The sequence below is a fragment of the Streptomyces sp. NPDC101160 genome (assembly GCF_044768205.1).
In the GTDB taxonomy this organism is placed as follows: domain Bacteria; phylum Actinomycetota; class Actinomycetes; order Streptomycetales; family Streptomycetaceae; genus Streptomyces.
The window spans coordinates 56,242-73,964 of record NZ_JBIWPJ010000011.1; the positions used below are offsets into that span (position 1 = coordinate 56,242).

At 75.0% G+C, this 17,723-nt stretch carries 15 protein-coding genes and 2 pseudogenes; 8 read left to right on the top strand and 9 right to left on the bottom strand.

Features of this window, described 5'->3' with window-relative positions; all coding sequences use genetic code 11:
• Position 1 precedes the first annotated feature (1 nt).
• The gene (locus tag ACIRSU_RS31530; protein WP_403799419.1) at positions 2-3,190 is read right to left on the bottom strand and encodes a sacsin N-terminal ATP-binding-like domain-containing protein; all 3,189 of its coding nucleotides are present in this window, start codon (positions 3,188-3,190) and stop codon (positions 2-4) included.
• A gap of 403 nt (positions 3,191-3,593) precedes the next feature.
• Here ACIRSU_RS31530 and ACIRSU_RS31535 point away from each other — a divergent pair, with 403 nt between their 5' ends.
• Entirely contained in the window at positions 3,594-4,664 is a 1,071-nt protein-coding gene (locus tag ACIRSU_RS31535; RefSeq protein ID WP_403799421.1) for an RNA-guided endonuclease InsQ/TnpB family protein, read from the top strand.
• A gap of 35 nt (positions 4,665-4,699) precedes the next feature.
• On the opposite strand, the gene ACIRSU_RS31540 is transcribed toward ACIRSU_RS31535, so the two are convergent.
• Complete coding sequence (locus ACIRSU_RS31540) at positions 4,700-5,638, bottom strand: DUF3027 domain-containing protein (protein ID WP_403799424.1); 939 nt, start codon at positions 5,636-5,638, stop codon at positions 4,700-4,702.
• Between the two features lie 366 nt (positions 5,639-6,004).
• Between ACIRSU_RS31540 and ACIRSU_RS31545 the strand changes: the two genes are divergently transcribed.
• The 4 genes from ACIRSU_RS31545 to ACIRSU_RS31560 all read left to right on the top strand — a co-directional run bounded on the left by ACIRSU_RS31545 (position 6,005) and on the right by ACIRSU_RS31560 (position 9,751).
• Positions 6,005-7,405 carry an MFS transporter gene (locus tag ACIRSU_RS31545; protein WP_403799427.1) on the top strand — a complete coding sequence of 467 codons (1,401 nt, stop codon included), beginning with the start codon at positions 6,005-6,007 and terminating at the stop codon, positions 7,403-7,405.
• A gap of 261 nt (positions 7,406-7,666) precedes the next feature.
• On the top strand, positions 7,667-8,146 hold the full coding sequence (locus tag ACIRSU_RS31550; protein WP_403799429.1) for a DUF2771 domain-containing protein: 480 nt from the start codon (positions 7,667-7,669) through the stop codon (positions 8,144-8,146).
• Between the two features lie 16 nt (positions 8,147-8,162).
• Entirely contained in the window at positions 8,163-8,915 is a 753-nt protein-coding gene (locus ACIRSU_RS31555) for a futalosine hydrolase (RefSeq protein ID WP_403799432.1), read from the top strand.
• Complete coding sequence (locus ACIRSU_RS31560; protein ID WP_403799435.1) at positions 8,903-9,751, top strand: 1,4-dihydroxy-6-naphthoate synthase; 849 nt, start codon at positions 8,903-8,905, stop codon at positions 9,749-9,751. The genes ACIRSU_RS31555 and ACIRSU_RS31560 overlap by 13 nt, the downstream gene beginning before the upstream one ends.
• 16 nt (positions 9,752-9,767) lie before the next feature.
• Here the strand turns inward: ACIRSU_RS31560 and ACIRSU_RS31565 are convergent, their stop codons facing one another.
• Complete coding sequence (locus tag ACIRSU_RS31565; RefSeq protein WP_389205031.1) at positions 9,768-10,151, bottom strand: cold-shock protein; 384 nt, start codon at positions 10,149-10,151, stop codon at positions 9,768-9,770.
• A gap of 176 nt (positions 10,152-10,327) precedes the next feature.
• Here ACIRSU_RS31565 and ACIRSU_RS31570 point away from each other — a divergent pair, with 176 nt between their 5' ends.
• Positions 10,328-10,618, top strand: coding sequence for a hypothetical protein (locus tag ACIRSU_RS31570; protein ID WP_403799438.1), 291 nt, complete (start codon positions 10,328-10,330; stop codon positions 10,616-10,618).
• Here the strand turns inward: ACIRSU_RS31570 and ACIRSU_RS31575 are convergent.
• Complete coding sequence (locus ACIRSU_RS31575) at positions 10,606-11,238, bottom strand: HAD family hydrolase (RefSeq protein ID WP_403799441.1); 633 nt, start codon at positions 11,236-11,238, stop codon at positions 10,606-10,608. The genes ACIRSU_RS31570 and ACIRSU_RS31575 overlap by 13 nt on opposite strands.
• Before the next feature lie 88 nt (positions 11,239-11,326).
• The gene (locus ACIRSU_RS31580; RefSeq protein WP_403799444.1) at positions 11,327-12,319 is read right to left on the bottom strand and encodes a zinc-binding alcohol dehydrogenase family protein; all 993 of its coding nucleotides are present in this window, start codon (positions 12,317-12,319) and stop codon (positions 11,327-11,329) included.
• A gap of 117 nt (positions 12,320-12,436) precedes the next feature.
• Here ACIRSU_RS31580 and ACIRSU_RS31585 point away from each other — a divergent pair, with 117 nt between their 5' ends.
• The gene (locus ACIRSU_RS31585) at positions 12,437-12,769 is read left to right on the top strand and encodes an ArsR/SmtB family transcription factor (protein WP_403799446.1); all 333 of its coding nucleotides are present in this window, start codon (positions 12,437-12,439) and stop codon (positions 12,767-12,769) included.
• 60 nt (positions 12,770-12,829) lie between these two features.
• Here ACIRSU_RS31585 and ACIRSU_RS31590 read toward each other — a convergent pair whose 3' ends face one another.
• On the bottom strand, positions 12,830-13,663 hold the full coding sequence (locus ACIRSU_RS31590) for a hypothetical protein (RefSeq protein ID WP_403799449.1): 834 nt from the start codon (positions 13,661-13,663) through the stop codon (positions 12,830-12,832).
• Positions 13,664-13,704: 41 nt separating this feature from the next.
• Between ACIRSU_RS31590 and ACIRSU_RS31595 the strand changes: the two genes are divergently transcribed.
• On the top strand, positions 13,705-16,254 hold the full coding sequence (locus tag ACIRSU_RS31595; protein WP_403799452.1) for a helicase-associated domain-containing protein: 2,550 nt from the start codon (positions 13,705-13,707) through the stop codon (positions 16,252-16,254).
• Here the strand turns inward: ACIRSU_RS31595 and ACIRSU_RS31600 are convergent.
• From ACIRSU_RS31600 to ACIRSU_RS31610, 3 genes and pseudogenes are all read right to left on the bottom strand, one after another.
• A pseudogene (locus ACIRSU_RS31600) lies at positions 16,251-16,424 on the bottom strand (endonuclease/exonuclease/phosphatase family protein); the annotation flags it as partial. The gene ACIRSU_RS31595 and the pseudogene ACIRSU_RS31600 sit on opposite strands and share 4 nt — an antisense overlap.
• Positions 16,425-16,430: 6 nt before the next feature.
• The gene (locus ACIRSU_RS31605; protein ID WP_403799454.1) at positions 16,431-17,009 is read right to left on the bottom strand and encodes a Uma2 family endonuclease; all 579 of its coding nucleotides are present in this window, start codon (positions 17,007-17,009) and stop codon (positions 16,431-16,433) included.
• A gap of 72 nt (positions 17,010-17,081) precedes the next feature.
• A pseudogene (locus tag ACIRSU_RS31610) lies at positions 17,082-17,681 on the bottom strand (HAD family hydrolase); the annotation flags it as partial.
• Between the last annotated feature and the right edge of the window lie 42 nt (positions 17,682-17,723).

Genomic DNA, 17,723 nt, shown 5'->3' on the forward strand with positions numbered 1-17,723 from the left:
CTCAGTCGAACCAGCGGTCCCGGGCCAGCTCCGCCGTCCGCGACGGGTCCTCCAGGAGCGCCGCCACCTCGAAGCGGCGCGGCCACTGGCCGGCCGCCCACGCCAGGCCCGCCGCCACGCCCTCCAGGGTGGCCGCGTGGATGACGCCGTCCGGGGTGCGGCGCCAGTCCAGCTCGACGCCGGCCGCGCGCAGCTCGTCGTGCTCGATGTACGTGGCCGGGGTGGCCGGGCCGAGCAGGGCGTGGACCGACAGCGGGACCTCGTGCTCCTCGCCGACCGTCGTCACCTCCGCCTCGACCGCCTCGCTCAGCCGCCGCACCTGGAACAGCTCCGCCAGGTCGGCGGCGCGGGCCGGGGCGACCGGGAGGAGCGGCAGGCCGCCGGCGAGCGGGAGCAGGTCCGGCGCGTCGGCGACGAGGGCGTCGGCGGCGTCGACGACGACCAGGGCGCCGTCCACGACGGCGCGCAGCTCGTCGGGGAGGGTGACCTGCTCGGGGTCGAGGTCGGCCAGGGCGGTGTAGAGGGCGTGGAGCTGGGCGCCGGACACCTCGCGGGCCGGGTCGGCGAGCCGGGCCAGGAGTTCGGCGGCGCCGCCCGGCTCGTCGAGCAGGGTCCGCACCGAGGTGCGGACGCCGAGCGCCCGCAGCACCTGCTCGTCCTCGAAGCCGGTCGCGTCGGCGGAGTCGTACAGGCCGATGAGCAGCGGGTCCGTGCCGGCCGCGCGCAGTCCGGCGGGGCGCCGGCCGTCGAGGACGGGGTGGTCGCGCAGCCACCAGGCGGTGTACGACCGCACGGTCTCGGTCGTGCCGTCGGGCAGCAGTACCCGCACCGGCTGGGTCAGCGCGTCCCGCAGCGGCGGCTGCGCGAGCAGGGCCAGCGCCTGCGGCCAGGCGTCGTCGTCGACCAGATCCAGGTCCCGTACGGCGACGATCTCGGTCGCCACCGGCGGCACCGGAGTCTCGGGCAGCCGGTCCAGGACGTCCTCGCACCACACGTCGACGGCGTCGAGCAGCCCGGCGTCGTCCGGCTCGGCGAAGTCGCCCTCGCGCGGCTCCAGTTCGTCGGGGTCGAGGACCAGGTCGGCGGCACGGACCAGCTGGAAGCCGGCGAGCACGCCGACGGCGGCGAGCGGCTGCTCGCCCCACCGCTCGGCCAGGTCGGCGTCGACGAGCGCCAGTTCGCCCTCGCGCATCACGGCGGCGAACGGCGATCCGGGCAGCACGAGTTCGCCCGCCGGGGCCAGTTCGCCGTCCTCGTCGGGCAGCGCGAGCGCGCCGAGCCACGGCTCGTCGCCGGGCGCCAGGTCCGCGTCCCGCACGAGCGCGAGGACGGTCTCGGCGAGCTCCTCGGCGTCCAGGGCGTCGCCGTCCTCGTCCCAGATCTCCCCCGCGTCGAGGGAGCCGGCCACCGCAGCCCGCACCTGGGGCGTGGTCAGTACCGCGCGCGGGGTGGCCGGCACGGCGCCGAGCTTCTCCAGGATGGGGTGGGCGGCGTCCGGGTGGGCCACCTTCAGACCGAGCCGGGCCAGGTCGGCGGGGGTGTGGTCCTGCGGCAGCAGGACCTGGCGCGGGCCGATGGTGGTACGGACGCGGGGCCCCGCCGGGCCCTCCTCCTCGCCCTCGTACGGCTCCGCGTCGGACTCCGTGCCCAGCAGGGGGACGGGCAGCCCGGTCAGCCGGTCCGGGTCGACGCCCGCCAGCGAGTCGTACAGGCGCCACCACCACCCCGGCGTCCGGTGCACGCCCGCGAGCCGGTCGATCGCCTCCGTCAGCGGCAGCCGGCCCACGCCGAGCGTGCGCAGCTCCACCCGGCGCTCCAGGCCCGCCGGCAGCAGCGTCGGGAACACCTCCGCGAGCACCGCGACCGTCTCCGCGCCGGCGCCCTCCACGACCTCCGCCTCGATCGGCCGCAGCGCCGGCAGCTCCTCCGAGGCGGCCGCCGGCGCCAGGAACGCCACGCGCGGCAGCCGCTCCAGGATCGCCGCCCGCAGCGCCCCGTCGAGCGCGCCCTTGCCCAGCGGGCCCGGCACGAGGTCGAGCGTGCCGGTCGACACCGGCTGCCAGTCGGCGAGCAGCTCGGCGTACGCCTCCGCCGCCCGCTCCACCAGGAAGTCCGTCAGCGGCCCCGGCGCCGGGTGGCGGCGCGCGGTGTCCAGCGGGAAGGACGCGATGAGCAGGGCCGGGATGCCGAGGGGCTCGTCGGTGGGGGTCGGGGCGTGGACCACGGCGTCGGTACGCGGGTACTGCGGCGCGCCGTCGACGTCCACGGGCACGGCCCAGGTCACCGCCCAGTGCGGGCGCAGCCGCTCCTCGGTCGGGCGGCCCTTGAGCAGGTCCGCGGCGAGCGGGCCGGTGTGGCTGACGGTGCGCCAGCGGTGGGTGCCGGTCGCCGAGTCGGTGACGTGGACGTAGCCGTCGTGCTCCGCGCGGGTCAGGGTGCGGGCCGTGCCGCCGGCCGTCTCGACGACGACCTCCGTCAGGCCCGGGAGGGTCAGCAGCAGGGCGTCGTCGACGGAGTCGAGCAGCCGCTCGGCCAGGTCGACGGCGGCGGCGTCGCGCAGCGGCAGGACCACGACCGTGTCGTAGCCGTCGGGCGCGGTGCCCTCGGCGGGCAGCGGGAGGCGCAGGAGCGGTACGTGGCCGTCGCGGCGGCGCAGCTCGTCCCCCAGGCCCGGGCTGTGCCGGGCCACGTCCGCGGCCAGCTCGCGGGCCTCCGCGAGGGACCAGCGGACGCCGCCGTGACGGCCGAGGACGGCCGGCTCGTCGGAGACGGCGAGCACGGCGGCGAAACCGACGCCGAAGCGGCCGACGGCGCCGGTGTCGCGCTCCGTGCGCTTGGCGGAGGCGCGGAGGGTGGACAGCGACTCGACGCCGGCGGCGTCGAGCGGGGCACCGGTGTTCGCGGCGGCGAGCACCGCCGGGCCGTCGGCGTCCGCCGGGTGCAGCGTCAGGCGCAGCCGGCCGGTGACGCCGGCGCGGCGGGCGGCGTCGGCGGCGTTCTGCGCGAGCTCCACGACGAGCCGGTCCCGGTAGCCGCCGAGGACCAGGTCCTCCTCGGCGTTCGCGTCCTCCCGGAACCTGGCCGGCCCCGCCGCCCACGCGTCGAGCACGCCCCTCCGGAGCCGTGCGGTACCGAAGGGGTCGGTTCCGTCGGTCGACGTCCTGACGCTGACGCTCACGTCTGACTCCACTCTGAGGTGCGGTACGGGTATCGGGCTGGTGCCCGAAGGTACCGCGCCCGCCCCTGCCCCGGCGGCGGGGGCACGTCCCCCCGCAGGGGGCGCGCGGAGTCGTGGGTGCGCCTGTCAGCGTCTCGGGCGCGCGATGGGCCGGGGTACCGGTGATCACCCGATGCCGAAACTGATGACTGGAAGTCACACAAGTATGCGCATTTCGACCAGTATGCGAATGGTTTCGCCATTCTGGCTCGGTGGCCGGGGTGGCCAGATAGCGTCGTGGTTGCGGGTGAGCCGGGTATGCACGGGCCGTCACCTCGTCGGCGTGGGGCGGGAGGGGTGTTGAAGCTTCAGCGTGGTCACAAGGCTCGGCTCTGCCTCACCCCGGCTCAGGCGTCGGCTGCTGAGGACCAGGGGCATGCTCGGTGTCCTGCCCGCTCAGGCGGCGCAGGCTGTGCTGAAGGCGTACTTTCAGGCCTGGAAGAACTGCTGGGAGGGTCGCGCCCAGGCCCCGGCCTTCAAGGGTCGTTTCCGCTCACGTATGGCCGTCGACATCCCGCAGGGCCGTGACCTTCAGATCGTGCGCTTGAACCGACGCTGGGGTCGCATGTGGGTGCCGAAGATCGGGCACGTGTTGTTCCGCTGGACCAGGGACCTTCCCGTCGGCAGGCGCGCCGACAAGGGCAATCGGGTTTCCGGGGCCCGGCTGGTGAGGGAGGCGGACGGCTGGTACGTCGTCTTCCGCGTCCAGCGCGAGGTACCCGAACCAGGCATGCATGCCGGGCCGACGGTGGGCATCGACCGGGGCATCGTCAAGCCCCTCGCCCTGTCCGACGGCACCTTCCGCGAACACGGTCCCTGGCTCACGGAGGGCGAGACGAAGCGACTGCGCCGACTGGAGAAGACCAGGGAGCGAAAGCGCCGGGCCCGCAAGTCCGGCGAGAGGAACTCGCGTCGCCTGACGCGCACGTGCGACCAGATTGTCCGGCTCCGCGCGACAGCCAAGCGCCGAGCGATCGACTGGCAGCACAAGACCACCACCGGCGTCGCCGAGACCTTCTCGCGTATCGGCGTGGAGGACCTGGCCATCGCCCGCATGGTCAAGTCCGCCCGGGGAACCGTGGAAGCCCCCGGCAGATGCGTCCGCCAGAAGGCCGGGCTCAACCGGGCCATCAGCGGAGAGGCGTGGGGCCGGACGGTGACCATGCTGGAATACAAGGCCGCCGAGCGCGGTGGCAGCGTGGTCAGGGTCCCCGCCCCGAACACCTCCCGCCGCTGCTCCGCCTGCGGCTGCGTCACCCCCGGCAGCCGGGAGACCCAGGCCCGCTTCGTATGCAAGAACCCCGGGTGCGGGTTCGAGGCCAACGCGGACACCAACGCGGGACGCAACATCGATCACGCCGCCGGGCAGGCGGTGTCAGGACGTGGAGACCTCCGGAGCACCCGGTCTGCGAAGCGTCAACCACCCACCAGGCCGCGCGCGGCCTGAGTAGGGAGTCCGCCCTGTGCACGGGGCGGAGGATGTCAAGAGTGGCCCAGGTCCTCCGACGCGCCGTCCGGTTCCGTCACGGAGCCCGAGTCCGGCGCCGGGCGGAGCGGGAACTCGTCCGCCGAGATCGAGTCGAGGACGTGGGCCGCCGGGCGCGGGGGCTTCGGCATGACGGCCGCTTCGGAGTGCCCGCCGCAGCCGTACGACAGCGACACCACGCGGCCGTCGGCCGGCGAGAACTGGTTGGCGCAGACGCCGAAGCCCTGCTTCAGGGAACCGGCGAGCGGCACCAGGAAGGCGCAGGAGACGCAGGTCGCGGGCGCGGCCTGGGCCATCGGCGTGTTGGCGCCGAACGCCTCGTCCCAGCGGTCGGCGGCCTGGTGGAGCCCGTAGCGGGAGAGGACCCGCGCGCGCCGCATGCCGAGTTCCTCGGCGACGGCCGCGATCGCACCGCGCGAGGGGGCGCGCTGGGTGATCTCGGCGTCCTCGGCGTCGAGGTGGTCGGCCATCTCCTCCGAGACCACGGAGTTCGGCGGCGGCGCGTCCTCGCCCGTGTAGCCCGGCTCCAGGCGCAGGTCGTCCTGCTCGGTGGGGAGCAGGTCGCCGGGGCCCAGGTCGCCGGGGCGCAGCCGCTCGCTCCACGGCACCCACTCGGGGGCGAGGAGGGCGTCGGGGCCCGGCAGCAGGACGGTTTCGTCGAGTGTGACGTTCTTCGCGCGGGAGGCGCGGGTGAGGGTCACGGCCCAGCGCCAGCCGCGGTACCCGGGCTCCTTGCACTCGAAGAAGTGGGTGACCACCCGGTCGCCCTCGGCGACGAGCTCCACGTGCTCGCCGACGACGCCGGGCGCGGCCGCCTCCTCGGCGGCCTCCCTCGCCAGGTCTACCGCCTCGGCGCAGAGACGGTCTGGGGTACGCGTGGCTCGCGGGGTACGCGTGGCTCGCGGGGTACGGCTTCGCGTCGTCGCAGCACTCACAGGTCTCGCTCTTCTCCTACGCCGTCTCACGGGTGCGCCGGCCGAGGAGCGGGAGGTTCCGGGCCGTGAGCGGAGCGGACCAGAGGGCCGCATCGACGTCCACGCCCGACGATGTCTCGCATGTCTCGGGCACACCTATCGTCATCCATTCTGCGGGATGCCGAAGAGGCGCGCGGCCGAGAACATCCGCCGGTGGCGCGCTACGCACGCTACCCCGTTCGCCGCGCTCAGCCCACCTGCGCGCACCAAGTGGCCCGTATCGCGGACGAAGAAAAGGGACGCGGTACGGGTTTCGTCACTCCTCCGAGCGGGCCCGCCGGGCCCCGTCAGCCGTTCCTGCGGCCCCGTGTGGGGCACTATGACGGAGTGGCAGCCGCACGGTCTCCCGTACGATCCCACGATCATCGTCATCGTGGGGACCGGGCCGGGCCGCTCCGCCGAGCGGGCCGGAAGGTCGGCCGCGCCCTGCACCTTCCCTTCACCGGGACCGCGAAGGGCATCCGCAAGGCCACCCACGCGCACGGCGCCGGCGAGTCCGGGCTCGGCAGGCTGATCGAGCTGCACGCCGTGAACGGCGCCGGCGACGTCATGATCACCGTCGCCCTCGCCTCCACCATCTTCTTCTCCGTCCCCACCGACCAGGCGCGCGGCCGGGTCGCGCTCTACCTGGCCGTCACGATGGCCCCGTTCACCCTTCTGGCGCCGGTCATCGGCCCGCTCCTCGACCGCCTCCCGCACGGCCGCCGCGCGGCCATGGCGGGCGCGATGCTCACCCGCGCCGTGCTCGCCGTCCTGATGTCCGGCGCGGTCGCCACCGGCGGCCTCCAGCTCTACCCGGCGGCGCTCGGCGTGCTGGTCGCCTCCAAGGCGTACGGGGTGGTGCGCAGCGCCGTCGTGCCGCGCCTGCTCCCGCCGAACTTCTCGCTCGTCAAGGCGAACTCGCGCGTCACCCTCGCGGGGCTGCTCGCCACGGGCATCGCCGCGCCCGTCGGCGCCGGGCTGCAACGGCTCGACTCGGCCGGGTCGCTGTACGGGGCGTGCGCGCTCTTCCTCCTCGGTACGTACTGGGCGCTGCGGCTGCCGCACAAGGTGGACTCCGCGAAGGGCGAGCGGCGGGCCCATCTGCTCACCCACGGCGAGAAGAAACCGAGCCTGCGGACGGTCGGCCCGGCCGTCCTGCACGGCCTGGAGGCGAACGCGTCGCAGCGCATGCTGTCCGGTTTCCTGATCTTCTTCCTGGCCTTCCTGCTGCGCGTGCACCCGCTGCCCGGGCAGAGCGCGGCCGTCTCGCTCGGCATGGTGGCGGTGGCGGCGGGCGTCGGCAACGCGTGCGGCACGGCCGTCGGCTCGCTCCTGAAGGACCGGGGCCACGGCCCCGAGGTGATCATCGCCACGATGCTGTCCGTCGTCCTCGCGGCCGCGGTGTGCACCGCGGTCTTCTTCGGCGGCCTGATGGTGGCCGTCCTCACCGCCGTCGCGGGCCTGACCCAGGCCCTGTCCAAACTGTCCCTCGACGCCCTGATCCAGCGCGACGTGCCGGAGCTGGTGCGCACCTCGGCCTTCGCCCGGTCCGAGACGGCCCTGCAGATGGCGTGGGTCGTCGGCGGCGCGATCGGCATCGTCCTGCCCCTGAACGGCACGGTCGGCATGTCGGTCGCGGCGGGCATCCTGAGCGTGGGCTGGCTGGTCTCGGTACGAGGCCTGATCGCCGCCGCGAGAAAACGCGGCCAACGCAAGGGCCCGTCCACGAAGGCGCCGGCGGTGTAGCCGCGGGGGTGGTGGCGCGGGCCGGGCGGGCGGGGCCGGACAGGCCGGGTCCGGCGCGGCCTGGCAGGCCGGGTCCGGCGCGGCCGGGCGGCAGGGCCGCGCCAGGCGGGCCCGGGGCCGTCCGGCAGGCCCGTCCGGCAGGCCCGTCGGGCCCGGGCCGGCGGGCCGGGGCCGGGGCTCGAACCGGGCGAATGGCCGCAACGCGGCGGCACGCCGTACCCCCGCGTGGCATGAGCGCGGCGGACCGATAGCCTTCGGGCCATGACCGTTGCGTTCCTCACCTCCAAGCGCCGCCGGGCCGCCGTGGCCCTCGGGGCTGTCTCCGCGGGGCTCCTCGTCCTCTCCGCCTGCGAAAAGCCGACCCCGCTCGCGACCGTGACGGTCGGGTCCTCGTCGGTGAACTCCCAGGCCGCCTGCTACAACGACGGCAAGGCCATCGAGGAGAAGCAGATCCCCGCCTGCCTCAACAAGAAGGCCGAGAAGTCGATCTCCGTCGACCCGTCGGACAAGATCCGCTTCGGCGTCGACCCGAAGATCGCCGACAAGGGCTGGACGATCTTCCTGAACGGCCAGAACGCCGAGCCGGAGCCGTTCAAGAAGACCTACCGGACCATCCCGGCCAGCGCGTTCTTCTCCAGCCAGATGGGCGCCGCGCCGGACCAGACCCAGGTCACCATCGTCGAGAGCGGCGGCAAGTCCGTGACCGGCATCTGGCACTTCAACCTCAAGAAGAAGTCCTGACCCAGGTCCCGTCCCGTTGACCCCTCACATCCTGGTCGTGACGGCCGTGGCGGCGGAGGCCGACTCCGTCGCCGCGGGCCTCGACCGCCCTGAGGCCGGGCAGACCGGGCAGACCAGGGAGACCGGGAAGACCGAGGTCCCGCTGCCCGGCGGCTTCGTGCTGCGCCGGCACGGGAACGTGGACGTCCTCGCCGCCGGGGTGGGACCGGCCGCGGCCGCCGTCGCGGCCGCCACGGCCCTGACGGCCTCCGCCTCCGCCCCCACGTACGACCTGGTCGTCTCCGCCGGGATCGCCGGCGGGTTCCAGCCCCTCGCGCCGCTCGGGAGCGTCGTGGTCTCCGACGCCGTCGTCGCGGCGGACCTCGGGGCACAGACGCCCGACGGCTACCTGGCCGTCGAGGAGCTCGGCTTCGGGCGGTCCGTGCACCGCGTGGCCAAGCCCCTCACCGACCGCATCGCCGCCGCACTGCCGGACGCCGTCGTCGGACCGATCCTCACCGTCTCCACCGTCACCGGCACCGCCGGACGCGCCGCCGAGCTGGCGGAGCGTCATCCGGGCGCGGTCGCCGAGGCGATGGAGGGCTTCGGGGTGGCGGAGGCCGCCGCCGCGCACGGCGTGCCCGTCGTCGAGATCCGGGCCGTGTCCAACGCCGTCGGCCCGCGCGACCGCGCCGCCTGGCGGATCGGCGAGGCCCTGGCCGCCCTGCAGAGCGCCTTCCGGCAGCTCAGCCGCACCGCATTCGTGGAGCTCCCGTCATGCCCAAGCTGAAGATCGCCTACTCGCCCTGCCCGAACGACACCTTCGTCTTCGACGCCTGGGCCCATGGCCGCGTCCCCGGCGCCCCGCGCCTCGACGTGACCTTCGCCGACATCGACCTGACCAACGGCTGGGCGGCGGACGGCGGCGCCCCGTACGACGTCCTGAAGGTCTCGTACGCCGTGCTGCCGTGGATCCTCGACGAGTACGCCCTGCTGCCCTGCGGCGGCGCCCTGGGGCGCGGCTGCGGGCCGCTCGTGCTGACCCGGGAGGCCGGGCTCGACCTCACCGGCAAGACGGTCGCCGTGCCGAGCGAGCGTTCGACGGCGTACCTGCTGTTCCGGCTGTGGGCGGCGGACACCGTCCCCGGCGGCGTCGGCGAGATCGTCGTACTGCCGTTCCACGAGATCATGCCGGCCGTGCGGGACGGCAAGGTGGACGCCGGGCTCGTCATCCACGAGGCCCGCTTCACGTACATGAACCACGGCCTGCACGCGCTCGCCGACATGGGCGAGCACTGGGAGCACACCACCGGGCTGCCGATCCCGCTCGGCGCGATCGTCGCGAAGCGCTCGCTCGGCGAGGACATGCTGCGTCTGCTCGCCGAGTCGGCGCGGGCATCGGTCCGGATGGGCTGGGACGACCCGTCCGTCTCGCGCCCGTACGTACTCGAGCACGCGCAGGAGATGGACCCGAAGGTCGTCGACCAGCACATCGGTCTCTACGTCAACGAGTTCACCGCCGACCTCGGCGAGACCGGTTACGCGGCCGTACGCGGGCTCCTCACGCGCGCGGCGGCCGAGGGGCTCGTCCCGCCCCTCGGCCCGGATGCGCTGCGGTTCCCCTAGCGGGAACCCGTACGGCTCATACGTCGAGCTGGTCGGCGACCGCGCGCAGCAGGCCCGCGATCTTCTTGCCGTGGACCTTCTCGGGGTAGCGGCCGCGCTCCAGCATCGGCGTGATGTTCTCCAGGAGCGTGGTCAGGTCCTGGACGATGGACGCCAGTTCGTCGGGCTTGCGGCGCTGCGCCGCGGCGACGGACGGGGTCGGGTCGAGGACGACCACGGAGAGCGCCTGGTCGCCGCGCTGACCGGCGACGACGCCGAATTCCACGCGCTGCCCCGGCTTGAGGGCGTCGACTCCGGCGGGGAGCACCGACGAGTGCACGAAGACGTCGCCGCCGTCGTCACGGGAGAGAAAGCCGAAGCCCTTCTCGCTGTTGAACCATTTGACCTTGCCGGTAGGCACGTCCGTCCTCGTCCTCGTACTCGATGGGTGCGCCGGGGCTGCACCGAAAACAACCCGTGGCTCTGAAAGAGATACAGCGGGTCACCTGCCCGCGGTGCACCAAGGCTAATGGGCCACGGCCCGGTGACAAGCCGTCTCCTGTCCGTTCCTCCCGGCCAGGGAACTACCCTGGCCGAATGCGTAGCGAAACCCTTTCGGCTCCGACTTCGGCCCCGACGGACGAACCCGCTCCGGGTGACGGTCTGGTCCGGGCCGGTGCGGTCCTCTTCATCATCGGCGCGGTCGCGACCCTGGTCACGGTGGCTCCGCTGTTCCTCGGGAGCACGCCGTTCCCGACGGTCGCGTACCTCGTCTCGATGCTGATGGGCGTCGGATTCCTGGTCGCCGCGGCCGGCGTGCTGCGGTCGATCGCCGCGCAGCGCCGCCGGGCGCGGGTCGTCCAGGCGGCGGCCGGTCAGCCGCGGTAGCCGGCCAGGTACCCCTGCCACCAGGCCCGGAAGTCCGTCAGGTCGGTGAGGACGACGTCCGCGCCGGCCGCGCGCAGCTCTTCGGGGGCGCACGGGCCGGTGGCGACGGCGACCGAGAACGCGCCGGCGGTACGGGCCCCGCGCACGTCGCCGACGTGGTCTCCCACGTACACCTTCGCGCCGTGGGCGCGCAGCGCCTCCGCCTTGCCCTCGGCCCACAGGTCGCCGGCGAGGGCGTCCGGCTCCATGCCGAGGTGGGTGAGGTGCAGCTTGGCGTGCGGCGCGTTCTTCGCGGTGACGACGATGGTCCGGCCGCCCGCCTCGGAGACGGCCTGAATCGCATCCCGCGCGCCGGGCATCGGGACGGTCGGCTCGATGGCGTACCGCCCGTAGAACTCGCGGTAGCGCACCACCATCTCCGGGACCCGCTCCTGCGGGAACCAGTGCGCGAGCTCCTGCGCCAGCGGCGGGCCGAGCCGGGTGACGACCAGGTCGGCGTCGATCGGGACGCCGACGTCGACGGAGAAGGCCTCGAAGGCGGCCTTGATGCCGGGGCGGGTGTCGAGGAGGGTCAGGTCGAGGTCGAAGCCGACCGTGGGGGCGCCGCTACGAGAATCCATGCGGCCATTCTGCCCAGGTGTTCGAATCGCGCCTTCGCCGCCCGGAGGACGCTCGGGCGGCACGCCAGGCGGAAGGTCAGGCGCCCGGTCACGCGACCTTGAGCAGGAGCTTTCCGGTGCTCGTACGGGAGCCCATCAGGCGGTGTGCCTCGGCCGCGTCCGCGAGCGCGAACTCGGCTGTGACCGGGAGGGTGACCGTGCCCTCGGCGACCTTGGCGAAGGCCCGGTCGGCGAGGGCGCGCAGGGCGTCGGGGCCGGTCTTCGCGAGCGTGAGGATGGAGAAGCCCGAGACGCTGAGCCCGGTGGGGTAGAGCTCGGGCTGGCCGACCCGCCACGGCTCGGCGGAGCCGGCGTTGCCGAAGGAGACGAGCCGGCCGAAGACGGCGAGGGAGGCGAGCGTGGCCTTGAAGGTCTCGCCGCCGACCGGGTCGAGGGCGAGGTCGACCCCGCGCTCGCCGGTGGCCGCGCGGACCGCCTTCTCCAGGGCGCGCGGGTCGCGCTCGAAGTCGCCGACGAACAGCTCGTCGTAGCCGAAGCCGCGGGCGACCTCCGCCTTGGCGGCCGACGACACCGTGCCGTACACCGCGCCCGCGCCGGCCGCCTTCGCGAGCTGGCCGACGGCGGTGCCGATGCCGCCGGCGGCGCCGTGCACGAGGACGGTCTCGCCCGGCTGGAGCCGGCCGACCGCGTGGACCAGGGCCTGGGCGGTGGGCAGGACGGTGGGGAGGGTGGCGGCGGTCCGCAGGTCGACGCCGGCCGGGACCGGGAAGACGGTCGCCGCGTCGGCCACCGCCACCTCGGCGTAGCCGCCGCTCTCGGTCAGGGCGGCCACCTCCTGGCCGACGGCGAGGCCGGTGACGCCCGCGCCGAGCGCCCGGACCCGGCCGGAGACCTCCAGGCCGGGGCGGAACGGCAGGGCCTCGACGCGGTAGCCCTCGGAGCGCGCCTTGAGGTCGGCGAAGTTCACCCCCGCGTACGCCACGTCGATGCTGACCTGTCCGGGACCGGACGCGGGGACGTCGGCGTCCACCGTCTTCAGGACCTCGGGACCGCCGTACTCACCAAACTCGATCGCGCGCATGCCGCACCTCCGGCTCGACTGTTCTCGACTGTTCAATGAAAAGCGAACACTGGCGACTGTATGATCCGGATCGAACACTCCGCAAGGGCAGAGCCCACGATCCCGGGAGGACGACACGTGACCACGCCCCGCCACCGGGCCGCGCCCGAGCACACCCACCCCGACGACGTCCCCGTCCTCACCGCCCTCGCCGCCCTCGCCGACCCCGTGCGCCTCGCCCTCGTGCGCGAGCTCGCCGGGTCGGAGGAGTGGAGCCGTGCCTGCGGCGGCTTCGACGTGCCCGTCGGCAAGGCGGCCCTCAGCCACCACTTCGCGGTGCTGCGCGCGGCCGGCCTCGTCGAGCAGCGCGACCAGGGCCCCAAACGGGTCAACCGGCTGCGCCGCCCCGAGTTCGACGTCCGTTTCCCGGGCCTGCTCGACCTCGTCCTGCGCGACGAACAGCAGGCCTGACGAACAGCCGGGCTGACGGCCGGCTGGGCTGACGGCCGGCTGGGCTGACGGCCGGCAGGGCTAGGGAGTCCGGCGCCGCGCGCGCCAGAGCAGGAACAGCGCCGAGGCGACGGCCGCGGCCCGCAGGGTCCAGGGCCAGGTGTCGCCGATCGCCGCGCCCATCCCCGTACTGCCCACCGGGACCGGCGGGCCCCAGCGGCCCTCCACCCGGCCCCACAGCCAGCCGACCCCGCATGCCACGGCGAGGCCAGGGGCGACGAAGACCGCTCCGCGGCGCTCCCGGGAGAAGTACGCGATGAGCCAGCCGACCGCGAGCGGGACCAGGGAGCCGAGGGCGGCGCCCGCGAGCAGCAGCGCCGCGGCGATCAGGAGCAGCGGACTGCCGAAGCGCGGGAACGCGCGGAGCCGGGCGAGACGACGCGGTTCCGCTTCCGGGGCTTCGGCCCCGGCCTCCTCGTCCTGCGGCTCCTCGTCCAGGTCCTCCTCGGCGGGCGGCGGCTTCAGTATCTCGGGGATCTCCACGCCGCCGACGAAGCCCGGGACCTGCCCGGTGGCCGTCGCGGCGTCGTCGAAGACGGTGACCACGGCGTCACCCCGCCACCAGTCCCCCGGACGCGGTTCCGGCACGGCCGGCGGCGTCACCCGCCCCGCCGCCTCGTCCGACGTCACTCGCCCTGCCGCCCCGTCCGACGACGCCCGGCCCGCCGCCTCGTCCGGCGCCGCCCCGTCCGACGTCACCCTGCCCGCCGCCTCGTCCCGCGTCACTCGCCCCGCCGCCTCGTCCGGCGTACCCGGCTCGCCCGGGATGCCCTGCGGCATCGCCGGCGCCGCCTCGCCCCTGGCGTCCGGGCGGCGCCCGCTCTCCCGGTCGTTCTCGATCCCCTCGGTCCCCACGGCACGACGTTAGCGCCTGGACAGGGGCTAACGTGGTCCGGATGGGGATCGGTGAGCTCGACCGGGAGGCGCACGTGCCCGAAGGATCTGGCGGCGGGACGGGTGGCGGGACCGGCGTCGGCGCGGCCGCGCCACGCACCCTCGCGGAGGCGCTGCGCGCCGGCGGCGACGACACACTCACCGCCCTGCTGCGGGCCCGCCCTGACCTGCTCTCGCCGGTCCCGAACGACCTGACGCAGCTGGCCACCCGGGCCGGCACGCGCGCCTCGGTCGTCCGGGCGCTCGAACGGCTCGACCGCTTCGCGCTGCAGACCGCCGAGGCCCTCGCCGTGGCACCGGACGCCGCCCCGTACCCCGTGCTCCTCGGCCTGATGGCCGGCGACGCCGGTGACGCGGAGATCGAGGCGGCGCTGCCGCGCGCCGTCGCGCTGCTGCGCGAGCAGGCGCTCGTCTGGGGCGACGACGAGCGGCTGCGGCTCGTGCGGACCGCGCGCGAGCTGCTCGCGCCGTCGGCGCAGCACCCCTCGCCGACCGGGCTCGGGCCGACGGTCGCGGAGGCGACGGCCGGGATGTCGCCGGGCCGGCTCCAGGAGATCATCGCGGCGGCCGGGCTGCCGACGACGCACGACCCGGTGTCGGCGGTGGCGGCACTCACGGAGCTCTTCACCGACCGGACGAGGATGGCGGCGCTGCTCGACACGGCGCCGCCCGAGGCGCTGACGGTCCTCGACCGGCTGGTGTGGGGCCCGCCGTACGGCGAGGTCACGCCCGACCCGACGGCGCCGGTGCGCTGGCTGCGCGACCGGGGTCTGCTGCTGCCCGTCTCGGCCCGCACCGTCGTCCTGCCGCGCGAGGCGGCGCTGCATCTGCGCGGCGGGCGCGCGCACGCGGCGCCGGAGCCGGTGGCGCCGGAGATCGCGGTCACCCGCGAGTACCGTCCACAGGTGGTGGACAACGCGGCCGCCGGGCAGGCGTACGCGGCGCTGGCCACGGTCGAGGAGCTGCTGAAGTCCTGGAACCAGGGCGGCCCGCCGGTGCTGCGCGCCGGCGGCCTCGCCGTACGCGACCTCAAGCGCACCGCCGCCACGCTCGACGTGCCGGAGCAGACCGCCGCCTTCTGGCTGGAGCTGGCCTACGGGGCCGGCCTGCTCGCCTCCGACGGCGAGGCGGACGAGAAGTACGCCCCCACCCCCGCGTACGACGACTGGCTCGACCTCCCGCCCGCCGAGCGCTGGTCCCGGCTCGCCGCCACCTGGCTCGCCGCCACCCGCACCCCCGGCCTCGTCGGCGCCCAGGACGCCAAGGGCCGCACCCTGGCCGCCTTCGGCCCGGGCCTGGACCGCGGCGCGGCGCCGGAGGTGCGCCACCGGGTGCTGGCCCTGCTCGCGACGCTGCCGCCGGGAGCGGCGGCGGACCGGGAGTCGGTGCTCGCGCGGCTGCGCTGGGACCGGCCGCTGCGCGGCGCGGCGGGCGCGGGCGCGGGCGACCTGCGCGAGCGCATCGCCGCCTGGACCCTGGAGGAGGCCGAGCAGCTCGGCGTCACGGGGCGCGGCGCGCTCGCCACGCCCGCCCGCGCGCTGCTCAACCTGCCGCTCGCGGAGGCCGCGCCCGCGAGCGGTCATCCCGGCGACTGCGAGCCGGCCGTCGCCGCCTCCCGCGCGGCGACGCTCCTCGCGCCGCTGCTCCCGGAGGCCGTGGACCACGTGCTGCTCCAGGCGGACCTGACGGCCGTCGCGCCCGGACCGCTGCGGCGGCCGCTCGCCGAGACGCTGTCCGTCCTCGCCGACGTGGAGTCCAAGGGCGGCGCGACCGTGTACCGCTTCACCCCCGCCTCCGTACGCCGGGCGCTCGACGCCGGGCGCAGCGCGTCCGACCTGCACGACTTCCTGACGGCGCACTCGCGCACGCCCGTACCGCAGCCGCTCGCGTACCTCATCGACGACGTGGCCCGCAGGCACGGACATCTGCGGGTCGGGGCGGCGTCCTCGTACGTGCGCTGTGACGACGACGCGATGCTCGGCGAGATCCTCGCGGACAAGCGGTCGGCCGGGCTCGGCCTGCGCCGCCTCGCGCCGACGGTGCTCGCCGCGCAGTCGGATCCGACGGCGCTCCTGGAGGGGCTGCGGGCGATGGGGTACGCGCCGGCGGCCGAGTCGGCGCAGGGCGATGTGCTGATCACCCGCGCCGACGCGTACCGGACCCCGGACCGGATCCCGCCCGCGCCCGTGCCGGACGGGCCGCCGGTGCCGGACGCGACGATGCTGACGGCCGCGGTGAAGGCGATCCGGGCGGGCGACCGGGCGGCGACGGTGGTGCGCAAGGAGCCGGCCGCCACCCCCGTCGCGGCCGGTTCCCTGCCCCGCACCTCCGCCGCCGAGACCCTCGCCACCGTCCAGGCCGCGGCGCTCACCGGCTCGGCGGTGTGGATCGGCTACGTCAACGCCGACGGCGCGGCGAGCCAGCGGGTCATCGCGCCCGTGCGGGTCGAGGGCGGCTTCGTGACCGGCTACGACCACACGGCCGACGAGGTCCGCACGTATCCGCTGCACCGGATCACGGGCGTGGCGGAGCTCGCCGACGAGGAGATCTAGAGCGCGAAGGTCGTGATCACCGCCGCGTGGTCGGACGGCCATTCATTGGCGGCGTGGTCCGGCCAGGGGCGGGGCTCGCCCGTGACGAGGGTGCGCGAGCCGAGGACGCGCAGGCCGCGGCCGTTGTGCAGGACGTAGTCGATGCGGTCCTGCGGCTCGGGGCGGCCGGCGTGCGGTCAGGCGCGGGGGTTCACGAGCCGTCCCGGGTCGACCTTCAGCGGGAACGGCGCGTCGATCGACGTCTCCTGGCCCGCCTCTGCCACGGTCCGCTCCACGTAACGCCCGTCGACCAGTTCCGAGACGACCAACGCCGGCACCGGCTCCAGCTCAAGACGCCACAGGTGCTCGATGTTCGCCTCCGCGTAGTACGGCGGCTTGAGCAGCCGGTCGGTGCGGCGGCCCGACGACGAGGGCGAGACGATCTCGACGACGAGCAGGACCGCCTCGGCGTCGACCGTGACCGGGTCCTCGGCCGCGGCGGCGGCCTCGACCACGACGATGTCGGGGATGAAGAGCCCGTCGGGAAGGACGACGTTCACCGCTTCGAGTACTTCGGCCGACACACCCGCGGCCTGGACCGCAGCGTCCAGCAGGGCCCACAGGCGCGACGACGCCCGCTGGTGCTTGAATCCCGGAGCCGGAGACATCAAGAGAGCTTCCCCCATCAATTCACGCCGTTCACCGCGGTCCTCCCCCAGAGCCATGACCTGCTCTATCGTCCAGGGCCCGTAGTGCGGATCGTGCGCGACGCTCATCTCGCCACCTCCCTCTCAGCGGTCTGCCGTCTCCAGTCTGGCAGAGCCCTCCGACAGCGGGGCTGCGATGAACCGCAGCCACTCCGGCGTGACGCCCACCAGGCTGTCCCGCACCGTCCGCCCCGGCCCCGCCTCGATCGCCACGAGCGACGGCACCGCGAGCACCGCGCAGCCCGCCGCCTCCGCCGAGGCGACGCCGGTCGGGGTGTCCTCGACGGCCACGCAGCGCGCGGGCTCGACGCCGAGGGCACGGGCGGCGGCGAGGTACGGCTCGGGCTCGGGCTTGGTCGTCTCGGTGTCGTCCGCGGTGACCGAGACCGCGAAGCCGGGCGCGCCGAGGGCCGTCAGCGCGGCGATCACGGTGTCGGCGACGGCGCGCGGCGAGGCGGTGACGAGGGCGGTGGGGACGCCCGCGTCGGCCAGCGCGGTCAGCAGGTCGAGCGCGCCGGGCCGGGGCACGACGCCGGCGTGGACCCGGTCGGCGAACTCCCGGTGCAGCGCGGCCGCCAGTTCGCCGGAGTCGGCGCCCGTGGCCGCGGCGAGCCAGTCGGCCGTGTGCTCGACGGCACGGCCGAGGACGTCGGGCCGGTCGGCGTCCGTCAGCGGCCGGCCGGCGACCTGTTCCACGGCCTCCCACCACAGGCCCTCGGTGTCGACGAGCGTGCCGTCCATGTCGAACAGGACGGCGTGGAGGGGGAGTTCGGGATTCACGTG

Excerpts from the sequence above, each read along its gene's own strand:
- ACIRSU_RS31535 (WP_403799421.1), top strand. The coding sequence starts at position 3,594 with ATGCTCGGTGTCCTGCCCGCTCAGGCGGCGCAGGCTGTGCTGAAGGCG.
- ACIRSU_RS31550 (WP_403799429.1), top strand. The coding sequence starts at position 7,667 with ATGACCGTTGCGTTCCTCACCTCCAAGCGCCGCCGGGCCGCCGTGGCC.
- ACIRSU_RS31560 (WP_403799435.1), top strand. The coding sequence starts at position 8,903 with ATGCCCAAGCTGAAGATCGCCTACTCGCCCTGCCCGAACGACACCTTC.
- ACIRSU_RS31570 (WP_403799438.1), top strand. The coding sequence starts at position 10,328 with ATGCGTAGCGAAACCCTTTCGGCTCCGACTTCGGCCCCGACGGACGAA.
- ACIRSU_RS31575 (WP_403799441.1), bottom strand. The coding sequence starts at position 11,238 with ATGGATTCTCGTAGCGGCGCCCCCACGGTCGGCTTCGACCTCGACCTG.
- ACIRSU_RS31580 (WP_403799444.1), bottom strand. The coding sequence starts at position 12,319 with ATGCGCGCGATCGAGTTTGGTGAGTACGGCGGTCCCGAGGTCCTGAAG.
- ACIRSU_RS31595 (WP_403799452.1), top strand. The coding sequence starts at position 13,705 with ATGGGGATCGGTGAGCTCGACCGGGAGGCGCACGTGCCCGAAGGATCT.
- ACIRSU_RS31605 (WP_403799454.1), bottom strand. The coding sequence starts at position 17,009 with ATGAGCGTCGCGCACGATCCGCACTACGGGCCCTGGACGATAGAGCAG.